The organism is Xanthobacter autotrophicus (assembly GCF_029991245.1).
Lineage (GTDB): Bacteria > Pseudomonadota > Alphaproteobacteria > Rhizobiales > Xanthobacteraceae > Xanthobacter > Xanthobacter autotrophicus_C.
Window position 1 is genome coordinate 22,472 of the sequence record NZ_JAIVFO010000012.1, and the last position, 20,881, is coordinate 43,352.

A 20,881-nucleotide genomic window follows, 5' to 3' on the forward strand; every position below is an offset into this window, starting at 1 on the left:
TGCTTCACGGGGCACAGGCGCAATACGCGCGCCCGCCGCCCGGTCCCTCCAATGCAATTGGCCGGCCAGAGCCGGCGGATCGGCGGCTTGACCACCGCCTTCTGCAGGGCCACCACTGATCGGGATCGGGGGAGGGGAGGGCGAGATGGACGAGATGCGCGCGCGGCTGGACAGCCCGGAGACCTTCGAACCCCTGCTCCGGCTGGCGCTCCGGTTCGGGACGCTGGCGCTGCTGTTCATCTGGTGCTTCACCATCATGAAGCCGTTCCTCACCCCCATCCTCTGGGGGCTCATCATCGCCATTGCGTCCCATCCGCTGTTCATTCGCCTCAGGGCCGCGGTCCATGGCCGCACCGCCGTCGCGGCCACGCTCTATGTGCTGCTGGCCCTCGCGCTGCTGGTGCTGCCGGCCTATCTCCTCGCCGACACGCTGATCGCGAGCCTCAAGCTTCTGGCCCACCATCTCGCCGACGGCACCCTGCGCGTGCCGCCGCCGCCGGAATCGGTGCGCAGCTGGATCGTGGTGGGGGATCCCATCCACCGCTTCTGGCTGCTGGCCTCCACCAATCTCGACCAGGCCTTCGCCTCGATCACCCCGGAGCTGACCTCCATGGGGCGCTCCATGGTCTCGGGCGTGTCGGACGTGCTGGTGGGCTTCCTCGAATTCATCATCGCCATCTTCGTGGCGGCGGCCCTCATGGCCAATGCGGCGAGCGGACAGAGGATCGCCGGCGATGTCGCCATCCGGCTCGCGGGCGAAGGCGGACGCAGCTATGCGGATCTCGCGGTGCGCACCATCCGCAGCGTCACCAAGGGCATCATCGGCGTCGCCCTCATCCAGGCACTGCTCGCCGGCCTGGGCTTCCTGGCGGCGGATATCCCGGCCGCGGGACTGCTGGCGCTGTTGTGCCTGATCATCGCCATCGTGCAGCTGCCGCTGGTGCTGGTGCTGCTGCCGGTGGTCATCTACGCCTTCACCATTCTCGAGCCCGTGCCCGCCGTGGTGTTCGCGGTGTGGTGCACCGGCGTCTCGCTGATCGAGCACGTGCTGCGGCCGCTGATGCTGGCGCGCGGGGTGGATGTGCCCATGCTGGTGGTGTTCATCGGCGCCATCGGCGGGCTGCTCACCTCCGGCGTGCTCGGCCTGTTCGTCGGGCCGGTGGTGCTGGCGCTGGGTTATACGCTGGTGCTCGCCTGGCTGCAGGCGGCCCCCCACGGCGGCGGCGTCGAGGGGGGTGAGGTCGAGCGCCTTTAGAGCCCGCGCCGATTGGCCTGCAAGCCGATCGGCCAACGCTTTCTCTTTCCTTGAGTCCAGAGGCCGGCGGCTTTGTCTGCGCACCGTTTCCGCCGGCGCGATGGACGCGCCGGCGGACACTCAAGGGGTCAGTGCGCCGCTCCCGGCACGATCACGGTCGGGACCATGCTGGTGAAGGGCGGCAGATAGGCCTGGGCCATGATCAGCAAGCCCACCAGCACCGCTAGCGCGATGGAGTGGAAGAACACGTAGCGCAGGATGGAGCCCTCGTGCCCGTACCACTTGGTGGCGGTGGAGGCGACGACGATGGACTGGGCGTCGATCATCTTGCCCATCACGCCGCCGGAGGAGTTGGCCGCGGCCATCAGCACCGGGTTGAGATGGAGCTGCTGCGCGGTGATCTTCTGCAGGCCGCCGAACAGCACGTTGGACGCGGTGTCCGAGCCGGTCACCGCCACGCCGACCCAGCCGAGCAGGGTGCCGAACAGCGGATAGAACCAGCCGGTATGGGCGAAGGCGAGGCCCAGCGTGGCATCGAGGCCCGAATAGCGGATGACGAAGCCGAGCGCCAGCATGCAGGCGATGGTGAGCAGCGAGTAGCGGATCATGTACAGCGTCTTGCCGTACATCCTCACGAGGCCGGCCGGGCTGTAGCCGAGCACGAGGCCGGAGACGATACCGGAGAGCAGGATTCCGGTGCCGGTGGCGGAGACGAGGTTGAGGCTGAACACCGCCGCCTCGGTATGGGGCGCGGCCACCACCGGGGGCACCTTCTGCACCAGCTGGTGCAGGCCTTCCACCGGGAACCTGGCCACCCAGATGCTGTCGAAGAACGCCTTGGCCTCGGGCACGCCCCAGATGAACACGAAGACGGAGAGGATGATCCAGGGCAGCCAGGCCTTGAACACCGCACCGGGCTTCTGGGCCTCGGCGGCGGGCATGTGGCCGGTGTCCTCGAGGTCCTTGGAGGACCAGTCGCGGGGCGCTTCCGTCATGGGGCGCTTGGGCTGCCACACCCGCAGGAACAGGGCGAGGAAGGCCATGGAGGAGATGGCCGCCACCACGTCCACGAGCCAGGGACCGTGGAAGTTGGAGACGAGATACTGCGGCACCGCGAACGATACGCCCGCCACCAGCAGCGCCGGCCACACTTCCAGCATCTTGCGGAAGCCGACGAAGGCCCAGATCAGCCAGAACGGCACGATGAGGGAGAAGAACGGCAGCTGACGGCCGATCATGCCGGACAGCTGGTGCAAATCAAGCCCGGTGACGGCGGCGAGCGCGATCACCGGCGTGCCCAGGGCGCCGTAGGCCACCGGCGCGGTATTGGCGATGAGCGAGAGGCCGGACGCGGCGAGGGGCGAAAAGCCGAGGCCGATCAGCATGACGGCGGTGACCGCCACCGGGGTGCCGAAGCCCGCCGCGCCCTCGAAGAAGGCGCCGAACGAGAAGGCGATGAACAGCAGCTGGATGCGCCGGTCGTCCGAGATGCCCCGGATGGAGCGCTGGAGAACGTCGAACTCCCCTTTCTCGCTGGTGAGCTGGTAGAGGAAGATGACGTTGAGGATGATCCAGCCGATGGGCATCAACCCGAAGCCGGCGCCGTAGAGCGCGGACATCCCGGCCATCTGCACCGGCATGCCGAAGGCCAGCACGGCCACCACCAGCGCGCTGGCAAGGCCCAGCAGTGCCGCCAGATGGGCGCGCATCTCGAAGATGCCGATGGCGCCGAGCAGGACCACGACCGGTACGGCCGCGAGCAACGTGGACAGCAGCATGCTGCCCATGGGGTCATAGACTTGAGACCAGATCATCGGGTGCCCCTCCAGCCTCAGGGCAAGCCGGGGCGTTCGGGTCCGCGGTGCGGCCCGTGCCTTCTTTGCTGCCTCTGAGCGGTGTTTATAGGTATGTGAATATGGTGAACGACCCCGGACGGGCCGCGGTCAATCTTTTCCTCCGGATATAGTATTCTGGTCTTCTAACGAACCAGTAGTGCCATTTCGGTAAAATACTTTGACCATGCGTGTCAACTGGAGAAATCTCTTTCACCGTCGCAGGGCGCCGGCTAAAATCAGTTCAAATCGCAAGAAGGCCGCTAAACTCTTGATTCTCCTCAAGCGGCAGAACAGATGGGCAGGATGACCAAGGACGGCATCAAGGGCGCCAGCGCCGCCGAGAGCACCGCGCGCCACATCGAGGAACTGATCGTGGAGGGTGCATTGCGCCCGGGCGAGCCGCTGCTTCCGGAACGGGAGATGGCGGTGCGGCTCAACGTCTCGCGCCCCACCTTGCGGCAGGGCATGAAGATGCTCGAGGACAAGGGCCTGCTCGTCGCCGATACCAACGGCAGCCGGGTGGTGGCGCCGCTGGGAACCAGCTTCACCGACCCGCTGATCAATCTCCTGTCGTCCGGCGAGGCGGTGACGGACGATTATCTTGAACTGCGCACCACCCTCGAACGCATGGCCGCGACCCTCGCCGCCACCCGCGCCAACGACGTGGACCGCGCCATCCTGCGGGAAGCCATGGAGCGCATCGACAGCGCCCACGGCGAGGCCGATGCGGGCCACGAGGCGGAAGCCGACGTGGACCTGCACCTCGCCGTCTACGAGGCGAGCCACAATCTGGTTCTGCTGCACATCATGCGCGCGCTGTCGGGCATGCTGCGCAAGGGCATCTTCCACAACCGGGAAAAGCTCTATGCCCGGCCGGAGGTGCGCGATGTGCTGCGCGATCAGCACCGGGCCATCTACGAGGCCATCATGGCGCGCGACCCGGACGCCGCCGGCCGCTGCGCCGAGGCGCATATGAGCTACACCCAACGCGTCATCGCAGAGATTGCGGCCGCCGATGCGCGCCTCGAAATCTCCCTGCGCCGCATCGAGGGCGGCGGCATTGCCTCACGCGCGGGCAAGCCGCGCGGCTGAGCCCCCGGGATCCTTTGTCGCTCAAAACATCCTGCAACCGATCGCGACACCGATCTTGTGAACGCTGCCTTGTGAAGGGCGGCGGCATCATCCCCCTGGAGCACTCCCCAAAATGGCGAATCGGGGATATGGTCCCTCGATCCGTCCCAGTACCGTAGTTAAATACCGCCAATAAGTAAGATGAGGGAATTGCCACCCGGTACCGGTTGTTTTCGCGGCTGATAACGCTTCCGCAGTGCTCGCCTTTTCTTTTCATGCAGGGCAGATGCGCGACGGGACCGTGGCATCGGAAGATCGGACTGGAATGCCAGAAGGTATTTGGGGATGACCAATATGTCGCGCGCCCGTGCCGTCCGCATCGCTTCGCTGCTGTTGCTCGGCCTCCTCTCCTCGTCCGTTGCGCGGGCGCAGGAAGGCGGCATTCCGGTGGGCGTCGTTCCCGCTGAACTCAAGCCCGTCTCCGACGCCATGGAGTTCGTCGGTCGCGTGGAGGCGCCGGAACGGGTGGAGATCCGGGCCCGGGTGAAGGGCATGCTGGAAGCCGTCCTGTTCAAGGAAGGCGAGACGGTGAAAGAGGGCGCGCCGCTCTATCGCATCGAGAAGCCCCTGTTCCAGGCCGACGTGCAGCAGGCGGAAGGCGACGTGGAGCGGGCCAAGGCCGCCCTCAGCCTCGCCAAGATCCAGCGCGAGCGGGCCGAGGAACTGGTCGCCAAGAATGCCGGCACGGTGGTGGCCCGCGACCAGGCGGTGGCGAACGAGGAATCCTCCACCGGTGCCCTGCTGTCGGCCGAGGCGGCGCTCAACACCACCAAGATCAATCTCGGCTACACCGACATCGTCTCGCCCATCACCGGCCGCATCGGCCGCTCGGCGGTCACCCGCGGCCACATCGTGGGGCCGGACAGCGGCGTGCTCGCCACCGTGGTGAGCCAGGACCCCATGTACGTCACCTTCCCGGTGAGCCAGCGCGACTATCTGGAAGCGCAGAAGGACGAGGGGAAGATGGACCTCGCCAGCGTGGAGGTGCGCATCAAGTTCGCCGACGGCACGGTCTATGGCGAGGTGGGGCGGGTGAATTTCGTCGACGTCTCGGTCAATCGCACCACCGACACCATGATCCTGCGCGCCGATGTGCCCAACCCCGCCGGCAAGCTGGTGGACGGCCAGTTGGTCCGCGTGGAGCTGAAGGCCGGGACACCGGAGGAGCGGGTGGTGATCCCGCAGGCGGCGCTGATCGCCGACCAGGCCGGCATCTATGTGTTCGTGGTGGAGAACGGCAAGGCGGTGGTGCGCCGGGTGAAGACCGGCGGCACCCAGGGGCCGAACATCATCGTCACCGACGGGGTAAAGGCCGGCGAACCGGTGATCGTGGAGGGCTTCGAGAGCCTGAAGCCCGGAATAGCAGTACGAGCGACCCCGACGGCCATCGGCCTGAAAGGCTGAGCCATGCTCTCTTCCGTCTTCGTCGACCGTCCGCGGCTCGCCATCGTCATCGCCATCGTCACGGTGATCGCCGGCCTGCTCTCGCTGCTGGCCATTCCGGTGGCGCAGTATCCCGATATCATCCCGCCGCAGGTGTCGGTGACCACCGCCTATCCCGGCGCCTCCGCCGAAGTGGTGGATTCCACCATCGCCCAGCCCATCGAGGCGCAGGTGGTGGGCGTGGACAAGCTCATCTACATGAAGAGCGTGTCCGGCGACGACGGAAGCTATTCGCTCACCGGCTCGTTTGAACTCGGCACCGATCCGGACATCAACACCGTCAACATGAACAACCGTGTCCAGGTGGCGCTGTCCAAGCTGCCGGACGATGTGAAGCGCCAGGGCGTGGTGGTGAAGAAGAAGTCGTCGGCGCTGCTCGGCGTGCTGGCCATTTCTTCGCCGAAGGGGACCTGGGACCCGCTCTATATCTCCAATTACGTCACCATCAACATCCTCGACGAGCTGAAAAGCATTCCGGGCGTGGGCGACGCCTCCCTCTGGGGGCCGCAGGACTATGCCGTCCGCGCCTGGGTGAAGACCGATCGCCTCACCGGCCTCGGCCTCACCACCGAGGACATCGTCGGCGCCATCCGCGCCCAGAACATCCAGGCGGCGGTGGGCCGCATCGGCGCGCGGCCCGTCTCCGACGACCAGCAGCTGCAGCTGAACCTGCGCACCAAGGGCCGGCTGTCCAGCATGGAGGACTTCGAGAAGATCGTCCTGCGCACCAATGAGGACGGCTCGGTGCTGCGCCTCGGCGACGTGGCGCGACTGGAGCTGGGTGCGGCCAACCTCGACCGCGAAACCCTGTTCAACGGCGGCCCGGCGGCGGTGCTGGCGCTCTACCAGTCGCCCGGCGCCAACGCCATCACCACGATCAACGCCATCCGCACGCGCATGGGTGAGCTGTCGAAGGCCTTCCCCGAGGACCTCGCCTGGAAGGTCACCTACGACCCCACCTCCTTCGTGGTCGAGACCATCCACGAGGTGCAGAAGACGCTGATCGAGGCGTTCATCCTCGTGGTGATCGTGGTCTACCTCTTTCTCGGCAGCTTCCGGGCCACTTTGATCCCGACGCTGGCGGTGCCGGTGAGCCTCATCGGCACCTTCATCGTGCTCAATGCCATCGGCTATTCGGCGAACTCGGTGTCGCTGCTGGCCATCGTGCTCGCCATCGGCATCGTGGTGGATGACGCCATCGTGGTGGTGGAGAACGTCGAGCGCATGATGGAGGAGCATCCCGAGCTTTCCCCCGCCGAGGCCACGAAGCGGGCCATGGCGGAAATCACCGCGCCCATCATCGCCATCACTCTCGTGCTGCTCTCCGTGTTCGTGCCGGTCGCCTTCATTCCCGGCATCTCCGGCGAGCTGTTCCGCCAGTTCGCGGTGACGGTGGCGGTGGCCATGTTCCTGTCGGCCATCAACGCACTCACCCTCTCGCCCGCGCTCTGCGCCATCCTGCTGAAGCCCGCCCATGGGCCGAAGAAGGGACCCATCGGCTATGTCATGCGCGGCATCGACAAGGTGCGCGATGCCTATGGCGCGGCGGTGGCGCGCATCGTGCGCTTCTCGCTCATCGGGCTGGTGTGCGTGTTCGTGGCCTCCGGCGGCATCTTCGCCCTGTCGAAGATGACCCCCACCGGCTTCCTGCCCGAGGACGACCAGGGCGCCTTCTTCGTGGTGGTGCAACTGCCCGGCGGCGCGTCCGTGGGCCGCACCACGGAGGTGATCCGCAAGGCCGAGGCGTTGTTGAAGGAAGAGCACACGGTGGAGGATTTCACCTCCGTCATCGGCCTCAACTTCATCGACAACTATTCCCAGCCCAACGCCGCCTTCATCGTCGTCACGCTGAAGCCGTTCGAGGAACGGCACGGCGCGGAGAACGGCACCGCCGCCATCCTCTCCCGGCTCGGACCGAAGATGCGCGGCATCTCCGGCGGCACGGTGGTACCGCTGGCGCCGCCGCCCATCGTCGGCCTCGGCACCGGCGGCGGCTTCAGCTTCGTGCTGCAGGACCTGCGGGCCGGGGACCCGAAGGCGCTGGCGCAGGTGCTGCGCGGCCTGCTGGTGGCGGCCAACCAGGACCCGCGCCTGGCCCGCGTCTTCTCCACCTATTCCGCGTCCAATCCCTCGATCCAGCTCGACATCGACCGGGACAAGGCCCAGGTGCTCGGCGTGCCGCTGGACAGCGTGTTCCAGGCGCTCCAGACCTCGCTCGGCGGGCTCTATGTGAACGACATGAACCTCTACGGCCGCACCTGGCAGGTCCAGGTGCAGGCCGAGGCGGAGGATCGAAAGGACATCGACGACATCTACCGCATCCATGTGCGCAACAACAAAGGCGAGATGATCCCGCTGCGCTCCATCGTGGAGGTACGGGTGGAGGTCGGCCCGCCGGCGCTGATCCGCTACAACAACAAGCGGGCGGTGACGGTGCAGGGCGCGCCGGCGGAAGGCGTCTCCTCCGGACAGGCGCTCGCGGCCATGGACGAGGTGGCGGCGAAAACCCTGCCGCAGGGCTTCTCCGGCGCGTGGACGGACACCTCGTTCCAGGAGAAGCGGGCGGAGGGCAAGACCGGGATGATCCTCGCCTTCGCCGTGCTGTTCGCCTTCCTGTTCCTGGTGGCGCTCTATGAGAGCTGGTCGATCCCGGTGCCGGTGCTGCTGTCCGTCACCGTGGGCATGCTGGGGGCGTTCGCGGCCATCGTCATCGGCCGGCTCACCCTCGACCTCTACGGCCAGATCGGCATGATCGTGCTCATCGGCCTCGCGGCCAAGAACGGCATCCTCATCGTCGAGTTCGCCAAGGAGCGGCGCGAGCACGGGGAGGATCTCCTGCAGGCCGCCACCGAGGGCTCGCGCCTCAGGTTCCGTCCGGTGATGATGACGTCGCTCGCCTTCATCCTCGGCCTCTATCCGCTGGTGGTGGCGACGGGGGCGGCGCAGATGGCGCGGCAGAACGTGGGCACGCCGGTGTTCGGCGGCATGATCGCCGCGTCCTTCCTCGGCATCTTCGTCATTCCGCCGCTCTACGTGCTGTTCCAGGGCATCCGCGAGAAGCTGCGCCCCAGCACACGGCCGAAGGCGCAACCGGCGCCCGACGCCCCCGCCGCCCACGCGGACTGAGGCAGGTGCGCGGTGGTTTGGCCCGCGCGCTCAGAACGTCATGCGCGCCGAGAGCGTGGCTTCCAGCGGGTCGCCGATGGTGTTGCCCAGATTGTTGGTGGTCTGGGACGACGTGTAATAGGTGGTATCGAACAGGTTCTTCACGTTGATCTGCACCGTGAGCGGGCGCTCGGCGGCGATGGTGTAGGCCACCATGGCGTCGAACACCACGTAGGCGGGCAGCCAGTAGGTGTTGGCCGGCACCCCCGGCGCCGCGCTGCGGCCATGGAAGCCGCCGCCCACCTTCAAGGTGTTGTCGCCCCACACCTTGCCGAAATCATAGGTGGTGAACAGGGAATAGGTGTGGCGCGCCACGTTGGCGGGGGTCTTGCCGGCATATTGCACGTCTTCAACGATCACCGCATCGGTATAGCCGTAGCTGGCAATGATGTTGATCTTGTCGGTCACCGCGCCGGCGATGTCGAACTCCAGGCCCTTTGAGCGCACCTTGCCGGCGGTCTTGGCATAGCTCTCGCCATTGATGACCTCGGTGTAAAGCACGTTCTCCTTCTCGATGTTGAAGAGCGCTGCCGTGCCGGTGAGGCCCTTGAACAGCTCGAACTTCACGCCCGCCTCGTAGGACACGCCGGTCTCGGGATCCAGCGCCCCGATATGGTCGGCGATGGAACTCTGCGGCATGAAGGAGGTGGAATAATTGGCGTACAGGGACAGCTTGTCCGTGGCCTTGTAGACGATGCCCGCCCGGGGCATGAAGGCGCCGCCCTCGGCATCGGTGTTCAGGTTGAAGGGCCGGCCCTTGCCCGCCATCTGGGTGTAGTATTGGTAGCTGGCGCCGGCCACCAGGATCCACTGGTCGGTCAGGTAGAAGGCGTCCTGGGCGTAGCCGTTGTAGAGCGTCTGCTGGATGGTCTGGTCGCTGTCCGCCGCCGACACGGTGGTGCACAGGGGCAGCGCGCCATAGACCGGGGCATAGATATTGAAGCCCTTCTGGTTCTTGCAGCGGAGCATGTCCGTGCGCAGCAGGTCGTAGTCGTTGTAGGCGACGCCGAACAGCAGCTCGTTCCTGAAGCCGGCAATGTCCGCGCGGCCGCTGAGATCGGCGCGCACATTGTTGTCGGTCTGGGTGGAACCCTGGGTGGCATCGGACCTGCGGGTGAGGATGCCCGTGGCGGGCTCATAGGCGATCACCCGGGCCTGGTTGTCGGAATAGGTGTCCTGGCTCCAGGCGTAGTTCACCTTGAGCTTCCAGGCGTCGTTGAAATCGTGTTCCACGCTGGCGAGGAACAGGTCGGAATCGCCCTGGGTGACGTTGTATTTCTCGTCAAACCGCGTGCGCCGGTCCACCGGCACCGCCTTGCCGGTCCCCAGATCGAAGATGGTGCCGCGGTCGAACGGCACGGCGTAGTCGCGGTGGGTGTAGGAGACGTTCACCGCCGTGCTGTCGCCATACCATGCGAGGGCAGGGGAGATCAGGGTCTGCTCGGTCTCGCCGAAATTGCGCCAATAGTTGGTGTCCTGCATCTCGCCGATGAGCCGGTAGGCGAAATTCGTCCCGGCGATGGGGCCGGTGATGTCGAAATCGCCCCAGCTGCCGCCGAAGCTGGTGAGCGAGCCGGACAGGCTGCCGCCGAACGTCTCCTGCGGCCGCTTGGTGATGACGTTGATGATGCCGCCCGGCTCCTGGATGCCGTAGAGGGTGGAGGCCGGGCCCTTCAGCACTTCCACCCGGTCGGTGGTGGCATTGAAGCTGCGCGGCAGCACCGTGCGCAGGCCGTTGGTCAGCACGCCGCCGTCGCGGTTGTCGCCGAAGCCGCGGCGGATGAAGGCGTCCTGCGTGCCGCCCAGCGTGTTGGCCTGGGTGATGTTGCTGATATTGGCCAGCACCTGGTCGAGGGTGCGGGCGTTCTGGTCGAGGATGACCTCCTGGGTCACCACGTTCACCGCCGCCGGAATGTCGAGGATCGGCATTTGCGTGAGCGTGGCGGTGGAGGTGGCGACGGGCTGATAGCCCACCACCACCCCTTCGCCATGCTCGGCCTGCACCTGGACGGTGGGCAGCTCGGTATTGTCCTGCGCTTGGGTGTTCTGCGCCGGCTTCCCGGCCTGCGGTGCCGTCTGGGCGAAAGCGAGGCCGGAAGCGGCGGTGAGCTGCAGGAGGCCCATGGCCGAAGCCGCGAGATGCCGACGAAGAGGATGCCGGCAAAGCCGCTGCGCTGCATGTGAAGACATCTGACCCTACCCCAAACCTGATCCCGCCATCGCCCGGCCGCTACCCAGGGCGATGGCCTGAAGCCGTGGTCCCGCCGCGGCGGGCGCCAGCCCTGAGTTTTGGGTGATCGCTGTAGTAGTAAAATCTGGAAATGATCTAATAGTCCCGCGAACGATGATTGATCATTCCTCAAAACAGATACAAACTGAAGATGCGAACTGGCACATAGGCTACATTCGCATCCAGGAATGGTGGTGACGCGGGGATTGTCTGGTTACGAACAATGTCATTTCAGAAATAGAATAATTTGAAAGTAGCCTGAATTGATCGCGCCATGGATTTGAAAGGGCGATAATCAAAAAGGTTTATCGTATTTTTCTGTACGCCGCCGTTTGACTGCTACAGCCCTGTGACCGACTGAGTCCCATGACGGAGGCCCGGGCCATGGGCTCGCCTGACCGCCCCGCCGTGGCGCGGAGCAAGGCTCTTCAAGGAAGACCCGAGTGTTCGAGACCGCCATCCGTGAACCCGCCAGCCCCTGCCGCAACCCGGCGGTGGAGGCCGCGCGGGGCCACGGCGGGTCGGACGGGTCGGCGCCCCGGCTCGCAGTCGACTCCCTGAAAGCCGGCTGGGGCCACACGGTCGTGGTGGATGACGTGTCGTTTTCGGTGCGCGCCGGCCGGATGACTGCGCTCATCGGGCCCAACGGCTCGGGCAAGTCCACGCTGTTGTCGGTCATGGCGCGGCTGCTGAAGCCGCTCGGCGGCGCGGTCCATCTCGACGGGCGCTCCATCCACCATCTGCCCACGCGCGCCCTGGCCCGCGACCTCGGCATCCTGCCCCAGAGCCCGCTGGTGCCGGAGGGGCTCACCGTGTTCGATCTCGTCTCCCGCGGCCGCTACCCCCACCAGGGATTTCTCAGCCAGTGGAGCGAACGGGATGACGCGGCGGTGGAGACCGCCATGCGCCTCACCGGCACGCTGGATTTCGCCCGCACCCCGGTGGAGGCATTGTCGGGCGGCCAGCGCCAGCGTTGCTGGATCGCCATGGCCATGGCGCAGGACACCAGGGTGATCCTGCTGGACGAGCCCACCACCTTCCTCGACCTGCGCTATCAGGTGGAGGTGCTGGACCTGCTGCACCGCCTCACCCGCGAGCACGGGCGCACCGTGGTCGCCGTCCTGCACGACCTGAACATGGCCCTGGCCTATGCCGACACGGTGCTGTGCCTGAAGGACGGGCGCATTCGCGCCAAGGTCGAGGACGGCGCCGGCCTCACACCCGCCCAGATCGCCGATTTGTTCGGCGTGGCGGTGGTGGCGGTGGAAAACCCGATTACCGGCAAGCCGGTCTTCATCCCGCTCGCCGCCGTGTCGGGGGCGACGCCGTGACCCTCGCGCCGACCGCGCCTGCCTCCATGCCCGCCCGCAGCTTCGCCCGTCGCGCGCGCCCCCTCGCTGCGACGGCGGTGCTTCTGGCGCTCCTCGGGGCACTCGCGGTGGCCCATCTCGGCGCCGGCGCGCGGCCGATCACGCCGGGCACGGTGATCGAGGCGCTGGTGGCGTTCGATCCCGACAGCTTCGACCACAAGGTGGTGGTGGAGCTGCGACTGCTGCGCCTCCTGTGCGGCCTGCTGGTGGGTGCCGGCCTTGGCCTCACCGGGGCGCTGCTGCAGAGCATCACCCGGAATCCCCTGGGGGAGCCCCATATTCTGGGGCTGAACGCGGGGGCGGCGCTGGCCGTGGTCTCCACGCTCACCTTGTCGCCCTGGCTGCGAACATGGCTGCCGGCCGAGGCGCTGCTCGCCGCGCGGCCTCTGGTTGCCGCGCTGGGGGCGGCGGCCCTGTCGGGCCTCGTCATCGCCACCGCATCGGCGGGGCGCACCGGGCTCACGCCCATGAAGGTGACCCTGTGCGGCGTCGCCCTGTCCGCCTTCGCCGCGTCGCTCACCTCGGCGCAACTGATCCTGGACGACCAGACGCTGGCCACCGTGCGGCTCTGGCTGGCCGGCGACCTCTCCGGCCTGTCCTATGGCGCGCTTCAGGCGGCGCTGGTGCCGGCGCTCATCGGCATGGGCCTCGCCTTCGCGCTATCGGGCCGGCTCGACGCGCTGGCGCTGGGCGATGGCGCGGCGCGGGGCCTCGGCGTCCATGTGGGCCGCACCCGGCTGGCGGGGCTGGCGGCGGCGGGTCTCCTGAGCGGGGCAGCCGTCTCCCTCGCCGGCCCCATCGGCTTCGTCGGGCTGGTGGTGCCCCATGCGGTGCGCGGCCTCGGCGCCCGCGACATGCGTCTCGCCCTGCCCCTGTGCGCCATGGCCGGGGCAGTGCTGCTGATCGCGGCCGACCTTGCCGCCCGCATGCTGTTCGCCCCGCGCGAGCTGGCCACCGGGGCGGTGACGGCGCTGGTGGGCGTGCCGGTCTTCATTGCCCTCGCAAGCCGGAGGCGGAAATGAAAAACGCAAGCCGGAGGGGACGATGACCTCGCCCGCCCGCGCCGCCGGCTATCGGCGCCTTGCCGCCGGCCCGCTCGCCCTGCGGTTTCGCCCGCGCGCGGCAGGGATCTCGGTGGCGCTGCTCCTGGCCCTCCTGGCCGCCGGCCTGTTCGCCCTCGGGTCCGGCAGCCTGCCCATGACCCTGCCGGAAGTGCTTACAGCGCTCACCCGGAGCGGAGCACGGGCGGAGGCGGTGCAGGTGGTGGACCAGATCCGCCTGCCGCGCGTCCTCATGGCCCTCCTCGCCGGTGCGGCGCTGGGCCTGTCGGGCGCCGCGATGCAGGCGCTGACGCGCAACGGCCTTGCCGATCCCGGCCTCGTGGGGGTGAAGGAAGGCGCCAGCGTCGCCGTGCTGGCGCTCATCCTCGCCTTTCCGGCGGTGGATGCGGCGTGGCGGCTGCCGGTGGGCATGGCGGGCGGGCTCGCGGTGGCGCTCGTGGTCACCGCGCTCGCCCGCGACCTGTCGGGGGTGCGCTTCGTGCTGGTGGGCATCGGCGTGTCGTGGCTGCTGGCGGCGGGGCTGCTGGTCTTCATCACCACGGCCGACATCAACGATGTGGAGACCGCCCTGGTCTGGCTCGCCGGCAGCCTGCATGCCGCCGACTGGAGCCTCATCCCGGCGCTGGCCTTCTGGAGCGGCCTCGGGGCGCTGGTGCTGATCGCCACCGCGCGCGACGCCGACGCGGCGTTGCTGGGCGATGGCGTGGCGCGGGGCCTCGGCGTGCGGCTCAGGACCATGAAGGCGCTGGGCCTTGCCGCGCCGGTGCTGATGACGGCGGCGGCGGTGTCCTGCGTGGGCAGCCTCGGCTTCGTCGGGCTGATGGCGCCACATATGGCGCGCTTCCTGGTGGGTGGCGGGCAGGCGGCGGTGCTCACCGCCAGCGCGCTCCTCGGCGCAGTGCTGGTGCTGGCGGCCGACACGGCGGGCCGCCTGCTGTTCGCGCCGCTCCAGATCCCGGCCGGAGTGGTGATGACGCTGGCGGGCGTGCCCCTCTTTCTCCTGCTGCTGTGGCAGCGCCGCGACCGGCTGTGATCCCCCGACGAGACCTTGGACATGCCCTCACTCTTCCGCTTCGCCTGTCTTCTCGTGGTCCTGCTTCTGACCGGCGCTGCTCCAGCCGTGGCGCAGACGCGTGCCTTCACCGACGATCTCGGCCGCACGGTGGAGGTGCCCGCGCGCCCGCAGCGCATCGTCTCCCTGCACGACCTCGACCTCACCTTGCCGCTGATCGAATTGGGCGTGGTGCCGGTGGCGAGCCACGGGCGGGTGCGGCCGGACGGCACCCGCTTCCTGCGGGCCGGCAAACTTTTGACCGGGGTGGACTTCGACACAGCCCCCATCGCCTTCATCGGCGCCAATGCCATCGATCTGGAGGCGGTGGTGGCGGCGAAGCCCGACCTCATCATCACCTCGCCCACCCGCGACACGCCCCTTTCCCAGCTGGAGCGCATCGCCCCCACGGTGAGCATCGAGCACCTGAAGGGCGGGCCGGCCGCCATCTACGGCAAGCTCGCCGCCCTCACCGGCACGCAGGCGCGCCTGGCCCAGCTCCAGGCGCGCTATGGGGCGCAGATCGCCCAATTGCGGGCGCTGGTGGACACCTCCCGCATCAGTGTCGCGAGCTTCCAGGCCAACCAGGGGAAGATCACGGTGTTCCACACCGACCGGGCGCTGGGGCGGGTGCTGCGCGATGCCGGCTTCCGCTTCCCCAGGCTGGTGGAAGCCATCCCCGAGGGCGGCCGCATGGACGTGAGCGCCGAGCGCCTGCCGGATCTTGAGGCCGACTTCCTCTTCGGCACCTTCCGCTCGGACCTCGGCGACGGTCCGGCGGTGGAGATCGCCGCCATGGAGCAGGTGATGCCCGGCTGGTGCCGCCTGATGAAGGCCTGCCGGGAGGGCCGCTACCTGCTGCTGCCGCGCGACGAAACCATCTCCAACACCTATGCGGCGCTCTCCTTGCTCGTGGCCGTGGTACAGGCACAGGTGCTGCGGCAGGAGTTGAAGCCGCCGGCTCCGCGCTGAGGCCAACGGCTCCGGTCTTCGACCGGCGCCGCGCGGGCTTGAACCACGGCCCTGCTTGGAACAGCATGGCCGATCCTTATTTTCCCGGAGAAAGCAAAGGGCGAGATGACGACGCCGTCGCAAGGTCGCAGGAGCAAGGTGGACCGGTTCGGCGAGCGGCTGCGCCAGCGCGGCGCGACCCTGTCCCCGCGCCTCAAGGTTGTGGCCGACTATATCAACGAGAACCGCCGCACCGTGCTGGGCCAGTCGGCGCTGGAAATCGCGGCCGAGACCGCGACCTCCGACGCCACCGTCATTCGTGCCGTGCAGGCCCTCGGCTTTGATGGGCTCAAAGACCTCAAGCGCACGCTGGCCGGGCATCTCGGGGCCGTGATCTCGTCCGTGGACAAGATGACCTCCACCACGCAGGAGCTGGAGCGCGACATCGACGCCTCCATCGACTTCGTGCGCGACGGCCACATGATCGGCATCGCGGAAGTGACCAAGCCGGAGAACCGGCGGGCCATCTCCGCCGCCATCGAATTGATGCGCGGGGCAAGCGGCATCGGCCTGTTCGGCATCGGTGCCTCGGCCATCCTCGCCGACTATGCGGCCCGCCTGCTGATGCGCAACGGGCGGCACGCCTATGCCCTCAACCGCACCGGCATCGGCCTCGGCGAGCAGCTGCTTGCCATGCGGCGCGGCGACGTGCTGGTGATGATGGGCCAGGCCAGCGCCCATCGCGAGGGTGTCGCCACGCTGGAGGAGGCGCGCCGGCTCGACGTGCCCATGGTCCTGCTGTCCGGCTCGGCCTCGCCCGCCTTCGGCCGGCAGGCGCAGGTGGTGATCCACGTGCCGCGCGGCAAGTCGGAGACGGTGCCGCTCCACGGCCTGGTGCTCATGTGTCTGGAAATGCTGGTCATCGGCCTTGCCGCCACCGAGCCGGACCGGTCGCTGAAGTCGCTGGAGCGCCTGCACACGCTCTACGAGGACATCCGCCGGCCCCCGCGCGGCGGCACGTGATACCAGCGGCCCCGGTCTTCAACCGGTGCCGAGAGGGTTTCGCTCAAACGCCGCGCGGACTTGACCAAGGACCGGGGAAGCGGCCTCAGCCACCGCCCAGGCGCTCCGCCAGGAGACGCTCGGCCAGGAGACGCTCCTCCAAAAGACGCTCCGCCATGAAGCGCTCGAAGCGCGGGTCGTCCGCATAGGCGACATTGATCCGCATGGCCGGCGGATGCGCCCCCGCCCCGGGATGGAACACCGCGCCGGGCGCCAGCAGGATGCCCCGTTCCGCCGCCTGTCGCGACAGGGCGCTGTCGTCCATGCCGTCGGGCAGGGTGCACCACAGGTAGAAGCCGCCGCCCGGCGGCCCGAAGAGGGGCAGCCCCAGCCGGCCCAGCGTCGCCTGGGCGCTGGCGGTGGCGGCATCCACCCGGCCGCGCAGGCGCTTGAGGTGCCGCCGGTACTGGCCCGATGTGATCAGATCGTTGACGATGCGTTCCACATAGCCGGAACTGTTCACGCTGGTGACCATCTTGAGCGCGCCCAGCCGCTCGATGAGCCCGGCGGATGCCACCACATAGCCGCAGCGCAGGCTGGCGGAGAGGGTCTTGGCCAACGTGCCCACATAGATCACCCGCTCCAGCTGGTCGAGGGCAGCAAGGCGCGGACGGGCAGCGGGCAGGATGTCGGCGAAGGGGTCGCTTTCCACAATCAGCAGATCATGCCGCGCCGCCACCTGGAGCACCCGGTAGGCCACCGCCGGGGTGAGGGAGCAGCCGGTGGGATTGTGCGCCAGCGACTGGGTGAAGAAGATCTTCGCGCCGGTCGCCGCGGCCTTCTCTTCAAGCTCGGCCACGTCCGGACCTTCGGGCTTGCGGCGCACGCCGATGGTGCGAGCCTTGGCAAGGCGCAGCTTGCCGAACAGGGGATAATAGCCGGGGCTATCCACCAGTACCGTCTCGCCCGGCTCCACCAGGGTCCGCACGATGAGGTCGAGGGCGTGGTTGGCGCCCTGCGTCATCAACACAAGCGCGGGATCGACGCCGATGGCCCGCTCGGCGAGCAGGGTCGCGATGGTCTCGCGCAGCAGGGGAAAGCCGAGCGGGCTGCCATAGCTTGCGGGAAACGGCCGGCTTCCCGGACGGTTGATGGGCTTGAGATAACGCCCCACCTCCGAGCCCTCCATCCAGGAGGGCGGGGGACGGCCGTCGCCGACGCGCACGTCATAATGCTGCTCCAGCTGCTCGCGCAGCAGCCACACGCTGTCCACCGCCTCCACCACGGCGGGAGCGGCGGGGGAAGGGGCCGGGGCGCGGGTGCGCTGCACATAGAAGCCGGAGCCGGCCCGCGCTTCCACACGGCCGGACGCGGCCAGGCGCTCATAGGCCTCCACCAGCGTGTTGCGCGAGACGCCGAACGCCGCCAAGGCCGAGCGGATGGACGGCAGCTTCTCCCCCGGCCGCAGCTGGCCGCGATCGATGCGTTCGCTCACCGCAAGCACGATGGCCGCGACGCGCGACAGTGGCTCCTCCCGAGGGGGCTTGTCGTCAACTGTACCCATGATGGGAAGGGTACGGCCTTCCCGTTTTCGGTGCAAAGTGTTCCTTGCCGTGCCAGGGGCCGCGCCCGAAAGTCGCAGCAACGGACCGCCATAGAGCGGCCGGACAAGAGACCGGGACGAAACGCCACCTGCATCCGCCTTCCGCGACCGCCCCTCGGGCCGGATCGCACCCGGCTGGCTGCGCGCCTTCCCCCCTCGTCGTCCGACTGCCCGTGCCGGCCCGCCCGTGAATGCACAGGAAGGCTCGATGATGACGTCCGCCGCAGGCCAGAACCGTAGCTCCCGCATCGCCGGCTTCCACAAGAAGACCCCGCGCGAGCGGCTCGACCTCGTCGCCGCCTTCGCGGGCCTCGACGACGCGGCCGTCGCCCACCTCGCCAACATGGGCAATCTCGACCCGGCGCTGGCCGACAAGCTGATCGAGAATGTCATCGGCACCATGAACGTGCCGGTGGGCGTGGCCACCAACATGAAGATCGACGGGGAAGACCTGCTCGTCCCCATGGCGACGGAGGAATCCTCGGTGGTGGCCGCCGTGTGCAACGCCGCCCGGCAGAATTACGAGACCGGCTTTTCCACCTCCGTGTCCGGCAACCTCATGATCGCGCAGGTGCAGGCGGTGGAGGTGCGCGACCCCGCCGCCGCCCGCCTGCGCATCCTGGAACGGCGGGACGAGATCAAGACGGCGTGCGATGCCTGCGATCCGGTGCTCGTCAGCCTCGGCGGCGGCTTCCGCGACCTGGAGGTGCGGCTGCTCGACACGCCGTCGGGCACCATGGTGGTCACCCACCTCATTGTGGACACCCGCGACGCCATGGGCGCCAACGCCGTGAACACCATGGCGGAGAAGCTTGCCCCCGCCATCGCCGGATGGGCGCAGGGCCGGGTCTACCTGCGCATCCTTTCCAACCTCGCAGACCGGCGGCTCGCCCGCGCCCATGCGGTGTGGCGCACGGCGGACATCGGCGGCGAGCAGGTGCGCGACGGCATCGTCAGCGCCTATCAGTTCGCCGCCGCCGATCCCTATCGTGCCGCGACCCATAACAAGGGTATCATGAACGGCATCAGCGCCGTGGTGCTCGCCACCGGCAATGATACCCGCGCCGTGGAAGCCGGCGCCCATGCCTATGCCGCCCGCTCCGGCCGCTACACCTCGCTCACCACCTATGAGGTCAACGCGGACGGCGACCTCTCCGCCGCCATCGAGCTGCCGCTGGCGGTGGGGCTCATCGGCGGGGCCACCAAGGTGCATCCCACGGCGCGGGCCAGCCTCGCCATCCTCGGCGTTTCCACCGCCGAGCGGCTGGCGCGCATCATCGCCGCGGTGGGACTGGCGCAGAACTTCTCGGCGCTGAAGGCCCTTGCCACCACCGGCATCCAGAAGGGCCACATGGCCCTTCACGCCCAGAACATCGCCATGATGGCCGGGGCCGTGGGCGAGGAAGTCGACAAGGTGGCCCGCATCCTCGTGGAACGCGCCAGCGTGCGCATGGATGTGGCGGCAAAAGTCCTCGAAGAGGTGCGCGGCGGCTGACGCTGCGCCAGACGCCCAACAAGAACCAAAAGGGAGAAAACCATGCTCAGGAAGACCTCGCTCGGGCTGCTCGCGGGCGCCGCCATCCTCGCTTCGGCGCTCGGCTCCGCGCAGGCGGAGATCCCCGGCAACACCATCCGCATCGGCGTGCTCACCGACCTGTCCGGCTTCGCCTCCGATTCCACCGGCATCGGCTCGGTGACGGCGGCCAAGCTCGCGGTGGAGGATTTCAAGAAGGAGAAGCCGGCCATCGCGGTGGAGGTGATCAGCCTCGATCACCAGAACAAGCCGGACATCGGCTCCGCCACCGCCCGCAAGTGGATCGCCGACGGCACCGTGGATGCCATCCTGGACGTGCCGTTCTCCTCGGTGGCGCTGGCGGTGCAGGAGGCGGTGCGCGGCTCCAGGGTCGCCTTCATCGCCTCCGGCCCCGGCACGGCGCTGCTCACCGGCGAGAAATGCTCGCCCAACACGGTGCACTGGACCTACGACACCTGGGCGCTGGCCCATGGCACCGCGCTGGCCTTGCTCAAGCAGAAGAAGGACAGCTGGTTCTTCATCACCGCCGACTATGCCTTCGGCCATGCGCTGGAGGCCGATGCCATGGCGGTGGTGAAGGCGGAGGACGGCAAGATCCTCGGCGCTGTCCGCCACCCCACCAATGCGTCGGACTTCTCCTCCTTCATCCTGCAGGCGCAGGGGAGCGGGGCCAAGGTGGTGGCCCTCGCCAATGCGGTGGGCGACACCATCAATTCGGTCAAGGCCGCCTCCGAGTTCGGCCTCACCGCCGGCGGGCAGAGCCTCGCCGCCTTGCTCATGCAGCTCACCGACGTGCACTCGCTGGGCCTGCCGGTGGCCAAGGGCCTGTTCCTCACCGAGGGCTTCTACTGGAACATGAACGACGGCAGCCGCGCCTTCGCCGACCGCTTCGCCGCGCAATTGAACGGGCGCCGGCCCACCGCCAACCAGGCCGGCGTCTATGCCGGCACGCTGCATTATCTGCGTGCCGTGGCGGCGGCCGACAGCACCGACGGCCAGCAGGTGGTGGCGAAGATGAAGGCGATGCCCTCGAACGATCCGCTGTTCGGCAAAGGCGAGGTGCGGGCCGACGGCCGGCACATCCACAACATGTACCTGTTCCAGGTGAAGGCGCCGGACCAGTCCAAGGGGCCGTGGGACTATTACAACCTCGTCGCAACCATCCCGGCGCAGGAAGCCTTCCGGCCCATGGCCGAGGGCCGCTGCCCGCTGGTCGCAAAGCCGTAAGGCGAGGGCAGGGCGGCTAAAGC

General features: G+C 68.1%; 14 protein-coding genes. 11 read left to right on the forward strand and 3 right to left on the reverse strand.

Annotation, left to right across the window (positions count from 1 at the left end):
- Positions 1-145: 145 nt before the first annotated feature.
- Positions 146-1,255 (forward strand): AI-2E family transporter, encoded by a 1,110-nt coding sequence (locus K9U41_RS04135; RefSeq protein ID WP_282639592.1) that lies wholly within the window; start codon positions 146-148, stop codon positions 1,253-1,255.
- 128 nt (positions 1,256-1,383) lie between these two features.
- Here K9U41_RS04135 and K9U41_RS04140 read toward each other — a convergent pair whose 3' ends face one another.
- Positions 1,384-3,069, reverse strand: a complete 1,686-nt coding sequence (locus tag K9U41_RS04140) for an L-lactate permease (RefSeq protein WP_282639593.1) — start codon at positions 3,067-3,069, stop codon at positions 1,384-1,386.
- A 324-nt stretch (positions 3,070-3,393) separates the two neighbouring features.
- On the opposite strand from K9U41_RS04140, the gene K9U41_RS04145 reads away from it, so the two are divergent.
- The 3 genes from K9U41_RS04145 to K9U41_RS04155 all read left to right on the forward strand — a co-directional run bounded on the left by K9U41_RS04145 (position 3,394) and on the right by K9U41_RS04155 (position 8,790).
- Positions 3,394-4,182: an FCD domain-containing protein gene (locus K9U41_RS04145; RefSeq protein ID WP_282639594.1), complete on the forward strand. Its 789-nt coding sequence runs from the start codon at positions 3,394-3,396 to the stop codon at positions 4,180-4,182.
- A 333-nt stretch (positions 4,183-4,515) separates the two neighbouring features.
- Positions 4,516-5,625: an efflux RND transporter periplasmic adaptor subunit gene (locus K9U41_RS04150; protein WP_282639611.1), complete on the forward strand. Its 1,110-nt coding sequence runs from the start codon at positions 4,516-4,518 to the stop codon at positions 5,623-5,625.
- Between the two features lie 3 nt (positions 5,626-5,628).
- Positions 5,629-8,790 carry an efflux RND transporter permease subunit gene (locus tag K9U41_RS04155; RefSeq protein WP_282639595.1) on the forward strand — a complete coding sequence of 1,054 codons (3,162 nt, stop codon included), beginning with the start codon at positions 5,629-5,631 and terminating at the stop codon, positions 8,788-8,790.
- Between the two features lie 30 nt (positions 8,791-8,820).
- On the opposite strand, the gene K9U41_RS04160 is transcribed toward K9U41_RS04155, so the two are convergent.
- On the reverse strand, positions 8,821-10,953 hold the full coding sequence (locus K9U41_RS04160; protein WP_282639596.1) for a TonB-dependent siderophore receptor: 2,133 nt from the start codon (positions 10,951-10,953) through the stop codon (positions 8,821-8,823).
- A gap of 600 nt (positions 10,954-11,553) precedes the next feature.
- On the opposite strand from K9U41_RS04160, the gene K9U41_RS04165 reads away from it, so the two are divergent.
- From K9U41_RS04165 to K9U41_RS04185, 5 genes are all read left to right on the forward strand, one after another.
- Positions 11,554-12,390 carry an ABC transporter ATP-binding protein gene (locus K9U41_RS04165; RefSeq protein WP_282639612.1) on the forward strand — a complete coding sequence of 279 codons (837 nt, stop codon included), beginning with the start codon at positions 11,554-11,556 and terminating at the stop codon, positions 12,388-12,390.
- Positions 12,387-13,451 (forward strand): FecCD family ABC transporter permease, encoded by a 1,065-nt coding sequence (locus tag K9U41_RS04170; protein ID WP_282639597.1) that lies wholly within the window; start codon positions 12,387-12,389, stop codon positions 13,449-13,451. Before K9U41_RS04165 ends, K9U41_RS04170 begins: the two co-directional genes overlap by 4 nt.
- Positions 13,452-13,473: 22 nt before the next feature.
- The gene (locus tag K9U41_RS04175; RefSeq protein ID WP_282639598.1) at positions 13,474-14,523 is read left to right on the forward strand and encodes a FecCD family ABC transporter permease; all 1,050 of its coding nucleotides are present in this window, start codon (positions 13,474-13,476) and stop codon (positions 14,521-14,523) included.
- Positions 14,524-14,544: 21 nt separating this feature from the next.
- Entirely contained in the window at positions 14,545-15,513 is a 969-nt protein-coding gene (locus tag K9U41_RS04180) for an ABC transporter substrate-binding protein (RefSeq protein WP_282639599.1), read from the forward strand.
- Positions 15,514-15,618: 105 nt separating this feature from the next.
- Positions 15,619-16,515, forward strand: coding sequence for a MurR/RpiR family transcriptional regulator (locus K9U41_RS04185; protein ID WP_282639600.1), 897 nt, complete (start codon positions 15,619-15,621; stop codon positions 16,513-16,515).
- Between the two features lie 85 nt (positions 16,516-16,600).
- On the opposite strand, the gene K9U41_RS04190 is transcribed toward K9U41_RS04185, so the two are convergent.
- The gene (locus K9U41_RS04190; protein ID WP_282639601.1) at positions 16,601-18,058 is read right to left on the reverse strand and encodes a PLP-dependent aminotransferase family protein; all 1,458 of its coding nucleotides are present in this window, start codon (positions 18,056-18,058) and stop codon (positions 16,601-16,603) included.
- 250 nt (positions 18,059-18,308) lie between these two features.
- Between K9U41_RS04190 and K9U41_RS04195 the strand changes: the two genes are divergently transcribed.
- Both K9U41_RS04195 and K9U41_RS04200 read left to right on the forward strand, forming a co-directional pair.
- Positions 18,309-19,592 (forward strand): hydroxymethylglutaryl-CoA reductase, degradative, encoded by a 1,284-nt coding sequence (locus tag K9U41_RS04195; RefSeq protein ID WP_282639613.1) that lies wholly within the window; start codon positions 18,309-18,311, stop codon positions 19,590-19,592.
- Between the two features lie 42 nt (positions 19,593-19,634).
- On the forward strand, positions 19,635-20,858 hold the full coding sequence (locus tag K9U41_RS04200) for an ABC transporter substrate-binding protein (RefSeq protein ID WP_282639602.1): 1,224 nt from the start codon (positions 19,635-19,637) through the stop codon (positions 20,856-20,858).
- The last annotated feature ends 23 nt before the right edge of the window (positions 20,859-20,881 follow it).